The organism is Lacticaseibacillus hulanensis, from assembly GCF_004010095.1.
GTDB classification, from domain to species: domain Bacteria; phylum Bacillota; class Bacilli; order Lactobacillales; family Lactobacillaceae; genus Lacticaseibacillus; species Lacticaseibacillus hulanensis.
Genome location: NZ_RRYD01000047.1, coordinates 1 through 14,501, shown reverse-complemented (window position 1 = coordinate 14,501; position 14,501 = coordinate 1). Strand labels below are relative to the sequence as shown.

At 49.3% G+C, this 14,501-nt stretch carries 13 protein-coding genes; 4 read left to right on the top strand and 9 right to left on the bottom strand.

Going from position 1 to position 14,501, the window contains the following annotated elements; all coding sequences use genetic code 11:
* Positions 1-460: 460 nt before the first annotated feature.
* The gene (gene gltX / locus EKN00_RS10410; RefSeq protein WP_127850177.1) at positions 461-1,948 is read right to left on the bottom strand and encodes a glutamate--tRNA ligase; all 1,488 of its coding nucleotides are present in this window, start codon (positions 1,946-1,948) and stop codon (positions 461-463) included.
* 108 nt (positions 1,949-2,056) lie between these two features.
* Positions 2,057-2,791, bottom strand: coding sequence for a sulfite exporter TauE/SafE family protein (locus EKN00_RS10405; RefSeq protein WP_206611286.1), 735 nt, complete (start codon positions 2,789-2,791; stop codon positions 2,057-2,059).
* A gap of 270 nt (positions 2,792-3,061) precedes the next feature.
* Between EKN00_RS10405 and EKN00_RS10400 the strand changes: the two genes are divergently transcribed.
* On the top strand, positions 3,062-3,982 hold the full coding sequence (locus tag EKN00_RS10400; RefSeq protein ID WP_127850176.1) for an aldo/keto reductase: 921 nt from the start codon (positions 3,062-3,064) through the stop codon (positions 3,980-3,982).
* 76 nt (positions 3,983-4,058) lie between these two features.
* On the opposite strand, the gene EKN00_RS10395 is transcribed toward EKN00_RS10400, so the two are convergent.
* Positions 4,059-4,958, bottom strand: coding sequence for a LysR family transcriptional regulator (locus tag EKN00_RS10395; RefSeq protein ID WP_127850175.1), 900 nt, complete (start codon positions 4,956-4,958; stop codon positions 4,059-4,061).
* 248 nt (positions 4,959-5,206) lie between these two features.
* Between EKN00_RS10395 and EKN00_RS10390 the strand changes: the two genes are divergently transcribed.
* From EKN00_RS10390 to EKN00_RS10380, 3 genes are read left to right on the top strand one after another with little or no spacing between them, the layout of a single operon-like run.
* Entirely contained in the window at positions 5,207-6,409 is a 1,203-nt protein-coding gene (locus EKN00_RS10390; protein ID WP_164848118.1) for an aminotransferase-like domain-containing protein, read from the top strand.
* Positions 6,410-6,468: 59 nt separating this feature from the next.
* Entirely contained in the window at positions 6,469-6,705 is a 237-nt protein-coding gene (locus tag EKN00_RS10385) for a type II toxin-antitoxin system Phd/YefM family antitoxin (RefSeq protein ID WP_127850173.1), read from the top strand.
* On the top strand, positions 6,702-7,061 hold the full coding sequence (locus EKN00_RS10380) for a type II toxin-antitoxin system RelE/ParE family toxin (RefSeq protein WP_127850172.1): 360 nt from the start codon (positions 6,702-6,704) through the stop codon (positions 7,059-7,061). The genes EKN00_RS10385 and EKN00_RS10380 overlap by 4 nt, the downstream gene beginning before the upstream one ends.
* Positions 7,062-7,159: 98 nt before the next feature.
* Here the strand turns inward: EKN00_RS10380 and EKN00_RS10375 are convergent, their stop codons facing one another.
* The 6 genes from EKN00_RS10375 to EKN00_RS10350 all read right to left on the bottom strand — a co-directional run.
* On the bottom strand, positions 7,160-8,350 hold the full coding sequence (locus EKN00_RS10375; protein ID WP_164848117.1) for an AI-2E family transporter: 1,191 nt from the start codon (positions 8,348-8,350) through the stop codon (positions 7,160-7,162).
* Between the two features lie 148 nt (positions 8,351-8,498).
* The gene (locus EKN00_RS10370; RefSeq protein ID WP_241559497.1) at positions 8,499-9,683 is read right to left on the bottom strand and encodes a glycoside hydrolase family 3 protein; all 1,185 of its coding nucleotides are present in this window, start codon (positions 9,681-9,683) and stop codon (positions 8,499-8,501) included.
* A 558-nt stretch (positions 9,684-10,241) separates the two neighbouring features.
* Positions 10,242-11,348 (bottom strand): CDP-glycerol glycerophosphotransferase family protein, encoded by a 1,107-nt coding sequence (locus EKN00_RS10365; protein ID WP_127850170.1) that lies wholly within the window; start codon positions 11,346-11,348, stop codon positions 10,242-10,244.
* A 487-nt stretch (positions 11,349-11,835) separates the two neighbouring features.
* A complete protein-coding gene (locus tag EKN00_RS10360; RefSeq protein WP_127850169.1) occupies positions 11,836-12,114 on the bottom strand; it encodes a hypothetical protein in 279 nt (92 codons plus the stop codon).
* 174 nt (positions 12,115-12,288) lie between these two features.
* The gene (locus EKN00_RS10355) at positions 12,289-12,561 is read right to left on the bottom strand and encodes a transposase (RefSeq protein ID WP_127850168.1); all 273 of its coding nucleotides are present in this window, start codon (positions 12,559-12,561) and stop codon (positions 12,289-12,291) included.
* Positions 12,562-12,779: 218 nt separating this feature from the next.
* Positions 12,780-14,501 (bottom strand): DUF6020 family protein (locus EKN00_RS10350; RefSeq protein ID WP_206611285.1); only part of this gene is annotated, 1,722 nt, incomplete at its 5' end.

Sequence of the window (14,501 nt, the reverse complement as noted above, 5' to 3'; positions counted from 1 at the left end):
AATACTGGAATGAAGCCGCTTAGAGACAGATTCAATTTTATAATATTTCATCTGTCAACTTGACAGGGCCTAGTGCAAACCGTTTGCGGGCGGCTTTTTTGTGTAGCCACCGACTAAACCGATTGGCGCTCACCCTTTATGCTCATTCGCGCGCATCACTGTCGCCTTTTTGGTTTTGCTCAACGGAAAAGTGGCGCCAGCTTCAATTCGAGACAGGGCAAATTTATTATTACACGCAAGACTCCAGCGACCTGCGTGTAATAATAAATTTGTCCTGTATCATTTTCGCAGTTACGCCACTTTTCCGTTGAGCAAAGCACATTACTGATCCGCGCCAGCTGTACGCCGAGCTCGTTTAGAAGCGGCAGTCAGTTACACCAACCTGTAATCCGCGCCGACTGCCCTTTTCCGTAAACAAAAACAAGGCAGCCAATACTGGCTACCTTGCTTAATGTGTTAATTAGTTAAGTTTGCCCATGACGTACTGCATGTTGCTCAGCACTTCATCGCGGCCAATCAGTTCCAAGGTTTCTGGAAGTTGTGGCCCGTGCATTACGCGGGTGGTGGCGATACGGATTGGCATGTAAAGCTTACGGCCCTTAGCCCCGGTCTCGTCGCGGACCTCGTTCGTGGCATTCTTGATGTTCATCGCGGAGAATGGCTTGATTGTCTGCATCTTCTTGTAGAAGGCATCAATCACTGGCTTGGCGTTGTCGTCAGCCAGTTCGGCCATGTCTTCATCCGTCAGTTCGGCTGGCTTGCTGAAGAACAGGTCGGCGTCTTGAACAATCTGCGCGGTGAAAGACATCTGCTGCTTGTAAAGGTCGGTGACCTGGCGAACCCATTCGATGGTCTTCGCGTCTGGGTCAGCTTCAACCTTGCCCGCCTTGATCAGGTTTTCCAGTGCCAGACCGGCGATTTCGCTTTCGTCGGAATTCTTTACGTACTGGTTGTTAACCCATTCGAGCTTCTTCTGGTCGAACTTGGCGGGGCTCTTGCTCAAGCGTTCTGGGTCAAACTGCTTGATGAACTGCTTCTTAGTGAAAATTTCACTTTCGCCCTTCGGAGACCAGCCGAGCAGGGTGATGAAGTTGAACATTGCTTGCGGCAGGTAACCAAGTTCCTTGTACTGTTCAATGAACTGGAGAATGGTTTCGTCACGCTTGGACAGCTTCTTACCGGTTTCGGTGTTGATGATCAAAGTCATGTGACCGAACACTGGGTGCTCCCAGCCGAATGCTTCGTAAATTGCCATCTGCTTTGGCGTGTTGGCAATGTGGTCGTCCCCACGCAGCACGTGGCTGATTTCCATCAGGTGGTCGTCAATGACAACGGCGAAGTTGTACGTTGGCATGCCATCGCGCTTCTGGATGACAAAGTCGCCCCCGATAGAATCGGAGTCAATGGAGATGTCACCCTTAACGATGTCGTTCCACTTGTAGGTGTGGCCGGCAGGAATGTGGAAACGAATGACGGGTTCAAGACCCTTTGCCTTGGCTGCGGCGATTGCTGCGGCCTTTTCTTCGTCACTCATACCTTCGTATTCGTAGACGTAATGTGGCATTTCGTGGTTAGCCTTTTGCGCCTCGCGTTCTGCCTCGAGTTCGTCTTCGGTCTTGTAGGATTCGTATGCCAGGCCCTCATCCAGCAATTGCTGAATGTACTTCTGGTAAATATCCTTACGTTCGGACTGACGGTAAGGGCCAAAGTCGCCGCCCTTGTCGGGACCTTCATCCCAGTCAATGCCGAGCCAGTGCAAGTTGTCCTTTTGACTCTGTTCACCATCGGCAACGTTGCGCTTAGTGTCTGTGTCTTCAATCCGCAGAACTAAAGTCCCATTGTTGTGCCGTGCAAACAAGTAGTTGAATAAAGCCGTCCGGGCGTTCCCGATGTGCAGGTGTCCGGTTGGGCTTGGCGCGTACCGTACGCGAATTGGTCGATCTGCCAAAATTTCTGCCTCCTGGTACCCCTTCTGCTCACGCATTCGGGGCAACTTATCTAAGGTCAACACCGCTAGAGCGACGCCGCCTGTAATTTTCACAATACAACGATAATTTTACCACACCTGCAGGCCCGTGAGCAGGTAGTATGCCCCCGCAAGCCCGATGAAAACGTACACACATTGCTTAACGCGGTCAATGTTGAGCCGGTCAACAATGCGGTTAGCAATCATCGTCCCGATTACGGCGCTAATCAGCCCCACGCCAATATACTTGAGGTCGCCCAGACTCAGCACGTGGCTAGCGAACCGCACGGAGGTCACGTAAATGCCGTCCATGAAGAAGAACATCTGAATGCTGGCGAGATACTCCTCCTTCGTCTCCGCGAGCGTCAGGTAATACAGCGCCATGAGCGGTCCACCAATACCAAACAACCCGTTGAAGAAGCCGGACACGACCATAAAAATGACGGTGACGAAAACGGGGAACTTCATTGTTCCCGCGTTGCGCGCAAGGGTGAAATACAGGGCAAGCGCAACGAGCAGCCCACCGAGCAGTGCCTTCAGTGTGCCCACCGGAAGTGTAGTGGACAGGTGTACGGACCAGGTCGCTACCGCCGAGTACACAATAAACGGGACAATCAGCCGCCGGAATTTTAACCCGCGCCGGTACCGCCAAACCAAGATGACGGTCGGCACGAACATGGTGAGCGTCGACACCCCGGCCGCCGTGCCGAACGGTAAAATGTGCGGCAAAAACACCATGAGCACAATCCCAGAGCCGAATCCGGTTAGACCCTGCACGATACTTGCGGCCAGTGCCGCCAAAAGCATTACAAAAATCCACGTCAAAACAATCAGTCCATCCAGTTAATATACGGCAATCATAGCCGAAAAGCGGCGTGATTAAAATGGTTTTGTCTGCCCGAACCCGGAATGCAGGTCGATTAACGTGCCCGCGTCATGGCCGGCGCGCTCATCATTGTGGCAACAGCCAGGAATGATTGCCGCGACGAGCGTCTGTCTTTTTAAGCGCAACATTTCACAAGGCGTATGTGTCCGCTTTCAGACATGGGGATTTTGTGCTAGGCTTAATGTATCAAAACTTAGGGAGTGAACCATTTGCAAAAAATCAATTTAGGCAACTCTGGTTTGTCCGCCTCACGTGTCGCACTCGGCGTCATGCGGATTACCAAGCTCGACCATAAGCAAGCCGTTAACTTGCTGGACTCCGCATATAACGCGGGGGTCAACTTCTTTGACAACGCCGACATCTATGGTGATGGCGAAGCCGAGAAGATCTTCGGGGCCGCGTTAAAGTACGCCAGCTTCAAGCGCAGCGATGTTCTCGTGCAGACCAAAACCGGGATTGTGCCCGGCCACCGCTACGACTTCAGCAAGCAGCACATCCTCGAATCCGTGGATGCCAGCCTGAAGCGCCTGCAACTGGATTACGTCGACACGCTGCTATTGCACCGGCCTGACGTGCTGATGGAGCCCGATGAGATTGCGGAAGCCTTTCTCACCCTGCAAAACAGCGGGAAGGTGCGCCAATTCGGTGTGTCCAACTTCAACCCCATGCAGGTCGAACTCCTGCAGCAGGCCGTTCCGCAAAAGCTCATTGCCAACCAGCTCCAGTTATCGCTGATGCACACGGGCATGATTGACGCCGGCCTGCACACCAACATGACGGATGACCGTTCCGTCAATCACGACGGCGCCATCTTGGAATACAGCCGGTTGCACAAGATGACCATTCAGGCGTGGAGCCCATTCCAGTACGGCTTCTTCGCCGGCGTCTTCATCGACAACCCGAAGTTCCCAGACCTGAACGCCAAGTTGCACGAACTGGCCGACAAGTACGACACCAACGTGAACGCCGTTGCCGCCGCCTGGATTTTGCGCATCCCCGCTAACACCCAAGTCATCGCCGGCACCACGAACGCCAACCGCATCGCGCAAGTCGCCGAAGCGGACAAAGCCAAGCTCACGCGCGAGGAATGGTACAGCCTCTACCTCGCCGCGGGGAACGATTTACCATAAATGCAAGACAGGGAGCCTGCATCCAGTAGTTGTGGATGGGGACTCCCTGTTTTTGTATTGACTGGTTCCTGCTTTTTTACCGGCCCAAGTACCGCTGTCCGTACTCCGCCTTTAGGTAGGTTTCAATCTCGCGCCGCATTCGGGCCACGCTCGGCGCCTGGGCCTGAGTCTCATTGACCACGAGGCAAAGCGTCCGCGCGAATGGTTCAGAAAACGGGTAGGTGTTAACGGCCCCAACCAGCTTGTTCAGCGCCAGCTCGGGCAGAATTCCAAGGCCGAGCCCCGATTCCACCATGGACAAAATGGACTGGTCATCGATTGAATACGTCAGCGAGTTGGCCGACACGTGATACCGGTCCAGCGCCGACTTGGTGTCGCGGTCGTAGTCCTGTTGCTGCAGGATAAAGCGGTGACCCGCAATGTCATCATCGTCAACGTAACGACCAGATGCCGGGGCAAACGCCGTTGGGGTCACGCAATAGATTTTGTCCTTCAGCAGCGGCTCGACGTCCACCCCCGTCGCCTCAACTGGTAGCAAGGAAAAGCCGATATCAATCGTCCCGCTTTTCACCTGCTCCGTGATGTCGTTGAATCCGCCCTGAATAACCTCAATTTCCACCTGAGGGTACCGCTTCTTGAAGGCGCGGATGATGTGCGGCAACCAGTTGGTCGAAACCGACGAGAACGCGCCAATCCGCACGCGGCCCGCAGCCAGACCGTTGATGTTGTCGGCCACCTGCTGCAGTTGATCTTCCAGGTTCAAAATCCCCTGAATAACCGGGAGCACCGCCTGGCCATCCCCGGTCAGTTCCACGCCCCCGCGGCTGCGAATGAACAGCGGAAAGCCGAGCTCCTTTTCCATCTGGCTCACACTGTGGGAAATTGCGCTTGGGGTAATGTTCAGTACACTGGCCGCCTTGGCAAACGTGCCCTCACTGACGACCGCCGCAAAAACTTGATAAGAAAAATTTGCCATAAGTAACCTCCACTGATTTGACCGCAAAACGTTCTGCATCCCGCACACCGCGGCAACGAAACAGGAGCGATGGGCGGAGCGCCATGTTTAACTTATTCTATCATGAATATTAGCATCAAGATGAGCTAAATTCACCTTAAATTGAAATAGTTGAGCTTTATTTATGTTGGCCAACGATTTACGATTAAAGCATGGAAGCGAATCCGGTAATGCGGATGCGACGGATAACAATCACGGAGGTCGAAACTATGCAACTAGCAGAGCGAATCACGACAAGTAAAGACGCGGGTCTGGGCAATTTGCTGGCCGCGCCGAAGAAGAATCAAGTTTCCTTTGCCGGCGGGCTGCCAGATCCATTGCTGTTCCCGCAAGCCGAGCTAAATGCTGGTTTCAACCGCGCACTTGCTGGCACCGCGGCCGCACTGCAGTACGCTAGCGCCGCTGGTTACGCACCGCTGCGCAACCAGCTGGCAACCCGTCTGCGCCAGGACGGGGTTCCGGCATGCACTGACTCCGTACTCATCACGCAGGGCGCGCAGCAGGCACTGGACCTCATCGGGCGCCTGACGCTGGATGCTGGTGCCCGCGTCATTGTCGAAGGCCCGACGTACCCCGGCGCACTTGCAGCACTTGGCACCTACCAACCAAAATTCTGCACCGTTCCCGTTCAGGAAGACGGCATGGACATGGCCCAACTCGCAACGACCCTGGCGCGTGGCGGCGTGCGTTTGATTTACACCGTTCCCGACTTTCAAAACCCAACCGGAACCGTGATGAGTCTGCAAAAACGCCAGCAGCTGCTCGCCCTGGCCCGCAAATATGACGTGCTGGTACTCGAGGACGCGCCATACCGCGCACTGCGCTATCGTGGCACCAACTTGCCAACACTGCGGGAATTGGACCAGGACGACCGCGTGCTCCACGTCGGCAGCTTCAGCAAGATTCTCGCCCCCGGCCTGCGCCTTGGCTGGGTCACCGGCGCCCAGGACATCATCGACCGCCTCGTGCAGCTGAAGAGCAACAGTGATTTGGAATCCAGCACCCTCACCCAGCGTGCTGTCAGTGATTATCTTGCAAACAACGACCTGGATGCACACATTAAGACGTTGCGCCGGATTTACGCCCGCAAATGCACGGCGATGGTCGCAACCCTGCAAAAACACTTGCCGGCAAGCGTCCACGTCTCTAACCCCGATGGCGGCTTCTTCGTCTGGGTTGAACTACCACCGGAACTAAACGCCGAGGAAATCCTAGCGCGCGTCAAAGACGAGGTGACCTTCGTGCCGTCAACCACCCTGTATCCGGATCAAAACGTCAAAAACGGCATGCGCATTGCCTTCACGAACCCTGACGTTGCCGCAATTCGGCGCGGGTGCGTGAAGCTAGCACACGGCATCTGCGCAGAAATCGAAAACGCGGAGGGTAACTACCGGGTGGCAAGTACGATGTGATTAGCTTTGCTGTAAATTAACATGCAAATATTGTACAATACTTGCATGGAGGTGATAGCATGATGAACATCAAGCCAATTTCCGATTTGCGCAACTACAATAAGGTCCTTGACGAGGTTAAACCTAATCAGCCGGTATTTCTGACCAAGAACGGTCGCGGGCGCTATGCCCTAGTAGATTTAGAGCAATACGATTATCTCCAGGCCAGTACCGAACTACTTGCCCGTTTGCAGCACGCCGAAAAGGGTAAATACTTTACTAGCGACGAAATCAAAAAGGAATTTAATCTCGAATGACGTTCGCAATCAAATACATGGATGATGCCAGAGCAGACTTGCACATCATCCATGACTACATCGAAAGTGAATTTGATCCACACGCCGCAAACAAGGCGCTAACTGCGATTATGCATTCAGTAGATTCATTGGCTGAATTTTCCAACCGTGGTCCGCGGCTCAGCAGTCGCTCACCTTTTAAAGATACTTTTGCGGTTTTCCCCGACAAATACCGATTCGTTTTTACCGATATGAACGTGATATTTTATAGTGTGGATGCAAGGGCAAATGAGATTCGCATTCTCCGCGTGTTCGATAAACGCGAAAGCATCACCGCCAGAGTTTTGGCATACTTCAATGACGATAACCGAGAATAGACGCAAAGAGGCCACCATCGATGCTTACTCGATGGTGGCCTCTTTGCGTCTATTTGTAATGTCCCAAGCAACACCAAGCCCGCTTCCGGTTTGGCGATTTACTTGATCTCGATGTTGCTGTCCTTCTCGGGTTCATCTGCCGGCTCGCCGGTTGCCTCGGCGACAACCGCATCGTCCGTCCGCATCCAGTTGAAGAACGGAATGCGGGGTTCTTCAACCAGGCAAGCGAGCACGGTCTTGGCGACGGCGTAAACCGGAATCCCCAGAATCACACCGAGCAGGCCGAACATGTTGCCGGCAGTGAGCAGGAGTACCAGCACGGTCAACGGGTGAATTTCCATGGACTTGCCGATAACGTTCGGGTAGACAAAATTGTTGTCAATCTGCTGCACAGCCACGGCCACGATGACCGCAAACAGGACCTGCTTCCAGGAGACGGTTGCGGCAACGGCGACGGCGGGGATGGCCCCGAGCCACGGCCCAATGTATGGCACCATGTTCATAATCCCGGCGGTAATCCCGATAATCAGTGCGTATGGCGTGCCGGAAATGCCGTACCCAATGCAGCTGAGAATCCCGACAATCAGCATGTCGGTAAACTGACCGGTGAAGTAACTGTCCATCGTGGAGTTCATCCGGTGCAGCAGGTTAGCGGTAAATGGCCGCCAGCTCGCCGGCAAAAAGCGCTGAATGTTCGGTGACAGCTTGTTGCCGTCCTTCATGAAGTAGAACAAAACCAGCGGCGCCATGAACACGTTCACGAGTGCGTTGCCGATGTGGCCCACAATCGCACCAACGCTGGTGGCACCGGTGCTGAAGTGGGTGGTCACAAACTTCACGGCCTCGCCCTGGTTGATTTTGACTGAGCTCAGAATTTCACTGATGTGCAATTCCGCAGCCAACTTGCTATTCGCAAATTCCCGCACAAGCGTATCCGTCTTTTTCAGGAAGCTCGGAAAGCTTTGCACAAGCGCCGCCACCTGGTTGACCAGTTGGGGAATCAGGTAGGCTAGACCGCCGCCGAGAATCAACACGAGCAGGACGAACGCCATGATTGACGCCGCGCGCCCCTGCACGTGTAGTTTGTTCAGCAGCTTCACCAGTGGCTGGAGCAAGTAGTACAGGAACCCAGCGATGAGGAACGGCCCCATGATTGTGGACAGGAACGTGCTTATTGGCGAAAAAAGAAACGAAATCTTCGTGCACACAAACACGAAGCCCGCCGTTGCTAGGAGCAGTACGACCACGAGCAACGTCTTCATTAAGTTCGATTGGGTCTTTACTTTCAACGCGTTCACCCCGCTTTTCATTGAAAATGCGTATGTCTTAGTTGTTATTATACACGAGTGAACAGGCGGAGGGATGAGACTATGGGCGGAAAGTGGCAATAAGCGGTGCGCCAACCAGTCACAAACTGGTTTAGGCATCGCTTATTTGTCAAAAACTGCTCAGCATCCCCAGCTTTTGCTTCATCCGCAGCACCCGCTTCACCGATGCATTCAGCTGCTTTTTGCTGTAATCGCCGGCCTTAACTGCCGCCATGATGCGCGGAATCTGCGTATCATAATGCGAGGTCATGACCATGTCGTTGCCAGCCTGCAGTGCAACGAGCGCGGCATCCTTTTGATCAACAAAATCAGCGAGCCCGGCCATGTCCAGATCGTCGGTGAGAATTACTCCTCTGAAATGCAGCTGTTTCCGCAGTACCTTGTGCACCTTTTTGGAAACCGACGCCGGGTGCTTCTTGTCAATTGCATTCACGATGTTGTGCGACACAAGAACACTGTCGGCCCCGGCCTTAATCCCCGCGGCAAAAGGTTTAAAGTTAGTTTGCTTGAGGTCCTTCATGCTGCTAGTGTCGGTCACAATCCCAACGTGTGAATCGGCGTTATTCCCATAACCCGGGAAATGTTTGAGCGTGGCCGCCACACCGTTATTTTGCAAAGCAGTCACCGTGGTCTTCACGAACGTGCTGGTTCCTTGCGCGTCCAACCCAACGGTGCGGTCATAAATAAACGCCGCGGGATTCGTGACCACATCAGCCACTGGTGCCATTGGTAACTGAATGCCAAAATCCTTGAGTTTCTGGGCCTTAACCGTCGCGTCCTGCTCAACCGCCTTCATGCCGCCGCTAGCGTAAACGTTATGTGGCGAACGAAATACGGGACTAACCAGCTGATTCGAGCTCAGCCGGCTGACGGTGCCACCCTCTTCATCGGAGCCAATGAGCAGCGGAATCTTGCTATTTTGCTGGAACGTCTGAATTTTCGACTTCAGCGTTGTTTGCGTCATCCCCGCCATGTCTAGGCCGAACAACAGGTAACCGCCGAAGTGATACGTCTGCACGTCCATCACCGCATTAGTCGCGGGGACACGCGCCAGGAACAACTGGCCAACCTTTTCCTGCAGCGACATGTGCTTCATGATGCTGTCAATTTGTTCATCTGCAGCATTGACCGGCTTTGCGCGCTTCTTTTCTTGCTTGCTAGACCTGGTTTTAGTGGTGCTGCTAGCGCCCTTACTGTTACTTTTGCTCCCGCCACACGCCGCAAGCAAAACGCCACACAGCGTGAGTGTGAGTGCCATCGTTCCTAGTTTATAAAACCTACTTTTCTTCATCATGATTGGATCCTCCAATCCGTATGCTTCACGTCTGATTATGGGGCATGGAAGCGAAAAAAAGAACCGTTTTCCGGGGAAAACAATTCCGGCGGGCCAGCTGCCCGCGTCTGGAGTTATTTGCCGCTTTTGTTTGAAATCGAGCTAGTATAAAGTGCGCGTCGACATCGACGTAATCTGGTTTAGTGATGAGCAAATCAGTTAGGATGAGCCCGTGATGCTTGGCGTAAAGCTAATCGACGGGTTTCTGGAGGAAGAAGCCGAATAGTCAACAGAACTAACGATGCCCACCGACTTTCGTTTGCCGGTGGGCATTCTTGTGGTAACTTTCATGGCACTAGGTGGCAACATGTTTGGCAAAGGTGGTAACTTTGCGTGGCCGCCTTCATTCAGATCCATCATCTGCCGCTACACTCTTTTTTCGTTGATTGTGTATGAACTCAGATGATAACACAAATTCTAATTGATTTTCTGTTTCATATGAAACTGGTTGTGGGTTGCTAACTTGATATTAATATCCGCCGTACAGACATCTTGACCAAAGCAATGTTTATTGTACGCCTAAGCTATCATTTTTTTGATGAAATCGACCACTCGTGCAGTTGACTCACCATCGTCATATTCGTAAACCATTGCTTTAAATTTAGCCCGTTTGTCGCTATTGCTATTCACATCTGTACTCATAATTGTTTCAGCCAATTCAATCTCAGTCTTGGTAATGGGACCCGGGAATTCCTGCTCATAATTAATCAGCAAGCCCCGGGTATTCGCATATTTATCTAGGTCTGGCGTGAAAGCAATCACAGGCTTGTTAAACGCCATCCAGTCAATCGTAATCGCAGAATAATCAGTGACAAGAATATCGGTAGCACAAAACAAATCATTGATGGTAATGTCATCAATTCTGAGTACTCGAGAATTCTTAGTATCAATTACGTTCGATACAAGAGGATGTGGCTTGTATGCAACTACATAGTCATCAGTTAATAAGCTCGCAATCTTATCAACATTACCTGGCGCCTCAATAATCTTGGTGCCAATTCGGCCACGAAATGTCGGTGCGTAAGTGACGACGGTTTTACCAACCAGCTGTGGATACTTCTGCAAAACATTCATACGCGTTTCGGACTTATACTGGTCATCAAACAATTTGTCGTTTAGAGGAATACCCGTCACAACAACACGATTTTTATCGATGTTGAACGCCGCTGCGTATGGTTGCTTGAAGAAAGCTGAGTTAGCAATAACATAATCATAATTCTTAATACGATAGTCTCGTGCAACTTCATTACCAAATTTCTTAAGTGCTCCCGTTGCGTGCCATAATTCAACAATTCGTACGCCTTTACGATGCGGAAAACGCGAAACGACATAGTTATTGTAATCAAGTAGCACTACCGCAGAGGACTGAATTAGAAAAAGCTGATGCACACACGCAAATGCGTACTTCACGTTACCAATCAGATTAGGCGTAAATTTGAACAACGAAGTCCGTAAATCGATATCGGACTGCTTTTCAAGCTGTTGATAGATTAGCTCAAAATCATTCGCCAATTTATCGTGTTCCAGTGACACGAACGCCACACGTTTTTTGTTCAACTTCAGTAAATAGGTGAACGGATAAAACAATGACAGCCAAATTGTTAAAACAATTGATTTAATTTTCACAAATATGTCTCCACAAATTTATTAACCGGCCTCAACCAGCTAGATTAACCACGATAACATTGCCTCAAAACTCAGATAAAAGAAATCGTATACACAATTATTTTATTAGTGTTGCAAAACATTAACAAAACTACACATGATGCACACAAGCAGGTAGTTGTTAACCTGAATAAGCTTGTCCTTTTCATAAGTGCTCCTCAATGGTTACCCTATACTAATTAGGGGGAATCTCGATAAAAAAGAAAAACATTTCATATTACAAGAATGTCAAGGAAGATCCTTACAATGTAGTTTCGCCTACATTTTATGACTAATATCGCCACACCCCACTAATAATCGATGGTTGCGACTAGGTTAGTGCTCTCGCTGAAGCTCTCGAAGTCAAAACGCTCAACGTCAATGATTCCATCTAAATTGAACAGTCAATCTTGGCGCCGAACTCAACGCGTGCCTTGACTTTACCGCGAATAATCGGGTGAATATACGGTTAACCGAGACTGACAATCCGATCAGGAACACTATGAGTCTTGTTGTTATACATGTACTCTTGCTGATTGTAGACCTTACGGATAATTGCTAGCCCATTGATCTGGTACTCTGTCAAATGTGACTGCCCACCTTGATCCAACAACTCATCCACGTAGCGTAGAGCTCGTCGAATGTACTGTAGTTGTGCTTTGATTCGTTTGCGCCGGGCATTGGCCTGACCGCCAGGGTGGCGTGAATGTTCAGTCCATGTTGCCTTAGCTAGGCGCTTATAAGTCATCAGGATTGCAACCTGTAGTCCTTGCGCCATATTAAGCACTATGTCTTCAAAGTTCGGCCGAGCTTTGTTTAGTAAGGATGCATCTTGAGAAAACTTAATCTGAATTGGTACAGCTGTGACATCAGTAATCAGCACTTGAGCTCCAGGCACAATCGCTTCTAGCTTCTCGCGGACTTAGTCAGTGATGATGTTGCGAATCAATTCGGAGATTTTAGAGGCTCGACGGCGGAAGTAGGTCAAAGTTGAGGCATTGAAAGGAATCTTGTCCTCGTAACGCGTTCTTACCATGAAGTACTGAAACGCTACCGTGTCGCGAATGGCCTCCACCAGCTTCGCGTCTGATAAATGTGCCCGCTGTTTGATCATCTCGGCAGCGTGCAACTCACGAAATGGTTTTGCAGCACGTCCGGCGCTCTTATTAAATACAGATTGGTATGCATCTTCCATGCTTATACCATGGAATGAGCGAGGTGCCCACACAACAATCAAACGATTCTAAAGACAGTTGAACGTCAGTATGCCGATAAACCATGGATAAGTCCTCCGTTACGAGATGATAAGTGCAAGGGAAAATGCCAAAATCAAGAAATTCCTATGCATTCATTATACGACAGTAACGGAACGCTTCCCATGAGAACAACGCACTTACAAATATTCAGTACCAACTATTTAGTATCAGTCCGTTTGCTTTTCAACGTTACTACAAATAGCATTATTAACCATGATGAAAAACTCAAACTATAAACGTATCTGTACACTGGCGCTGGCGCAGAAATCGCCAAGGTAAGAAAATTAATGGCAGGAACTAAAAACATAGCAATTGATTTCCAAAAGCCTATCTTTTCAATTGCGACGCAAAGCGCAAGTAACGTTACTAGTAGAGCGAGTGCACCACTAGCAAGTATTCTCACATATTTTTCCTGAATAGAAACGAATATATGTTTGACAATTTTGTTTCCAATTGGAATCTTGCTGTCATACAACAATGATTTATTAGCCGTCAGATACCTGTGAACGAATGTGCTGTATGAAATAGTATTTTGACCGTTGCTCTTTCGAATATTGTCATTTGATTCATAAAGTGGGCGCAAATACTTCTGTGGGTTGTTCCTAACTTGCATGTACTGTTTTACATGCATTTCATCATTAGGTTGAATTCGAGGGTGTTCTCCACCGCCCATCAACCCATTTACTTCATTAGAAGGTAAATTGTACTTCCATAATACAGCTGAAAGTTCAGCATACGCCATAATAAAACGAACCTTATTGTGTTTAAGTAGTTCAAACCAGTGCTTCAAGAAATCGCCAGCATTTTCATTGATAATATAACCTTTGAAGTTTGGTGAAAATTTTAAATTGTCAGCAGTATAAGGATTATATCTTTCTTTCCATTCGTTCGCTGGTAATATTTGGGCAAAATATTTTTGATTCTTTTGACTAATATTTCCATTATGAGCGTAAGTCGCACCAATTTGTTGCAACGGCACAGCCATCATTTCTGTTGTGGGACTCTTTGCGACATGATAGACCGCGTCCGTGACATAGTTAAATCCAAATATTCCAAATAGAGTGACAACTACTGCAACGAAAGTTTTTAATGATCTTTTAAAAATCAACAAATATGCTGCAACAATCAGAACAACGTATAATCCATTTTTTCTAATTAAGGCAGTACAAATCAATAAGCAAGTTAGTGCTAATATTTTTGCCCAACTAAGTCGGTTAATTTCACCATCCTGAACAATTTCAGCAACCAAGTAGAACAGCAGTAACAACATAATACTGTAAGGAATATCCTTCCAAACTGTACTCATGTAAATTCCATTGAGAGGATATATTGCATAGCCAATTAATGTACAAATTCCAAGCCAAAATGGGAGCCCCCGTCGGCAAAGTCTATACACTACCCACGAAACACTAAAAGATCCCAAAATAATTTGAAACACTAAATAAGATGCTGGCGATAAGTATAACAACGAGCACAGCTTTATGAGCAACGTGTGAAAAATAGGGTGCCAATTCGACAGTGCATAATATCCGTTTGCTTGCCCCCACTGAGTGTAAGAATCATACGTTAGTGATCCGGGCCATATAGATAACAGCACTAACAGCCAAACAATTAATAATCCCAAAAAGCCAGTCCAAAACAACTTGATTAATCGACTATCTAATTTTTTGTCATTCTGAAGTTCCATCACAATAATCAATGATAAAAGTGAAGAAAACACTATAGAAAGTCCAAAAAGCGCTACTAAGGCACCTAATATCCATCTGATATCAAGGTCGAAATTATATGTGTAAGTACTCAATGTGACGAATTTACAATGTAAGTGCAACAAATTAGCCAAATAGAAAAGACTCACAGCCTGAGTCCTTGTACAATGAAA

Excerpts from the sequence above, each read along its gene's own strand:
- EKN00_RS10355 (WP_127850168.1), bottom strand. The coding sequence starts at position 12,561 with ATGGAAGATGCATACCAATCTGTATTTAATAAGAGCGCCGGACGTGCT.
- EKN00_RS10360 (WP_127850169.1), bottom strand. The coding sequence starts at position 12,114 with ATGACTTATAAGCGCCTAGCTAAGGCAACATGGACTGAACATTCACGC.
- EKN00_RS10370 (WP_241559497.1), bottom strand. The coding sequence starts at position 9,683 with ATGATGAAGAAAAGTAGGTTTTATAAACTAGGAACGATGGCACTCACA.
- EKN00_RS10390 (WP_164848118.1), top strand. The coding sequence starts at position 5,207 with ATGCAACTAGCAGAGCGAATCACGACAAGTAAAGACGCGGGTCTGGGC.
- EKN00_RS10380 (WP_127850172.1), top strand. The coding sequence starts at position 6,702 with ATGACGTTCGCAATCAAATACATGGATGATGCCAGAGCAGACTTGCAC.
- EKN00_RS10395 (WP_127850175.1), bottom strand. The coding sequence starts at position 4,958 with ATGGCAAATTTTTCTTATCAAGTTTTTGCGGCGGTCGTCAGTGAGGGC.
- EKN00_RS10385 (WP_127850173.1), top strand. The coding sequence starts at position 6,469 with ATGATGAACATCAAGCCAATTTCCGATTTGCGCAACTACAATAAGGTC.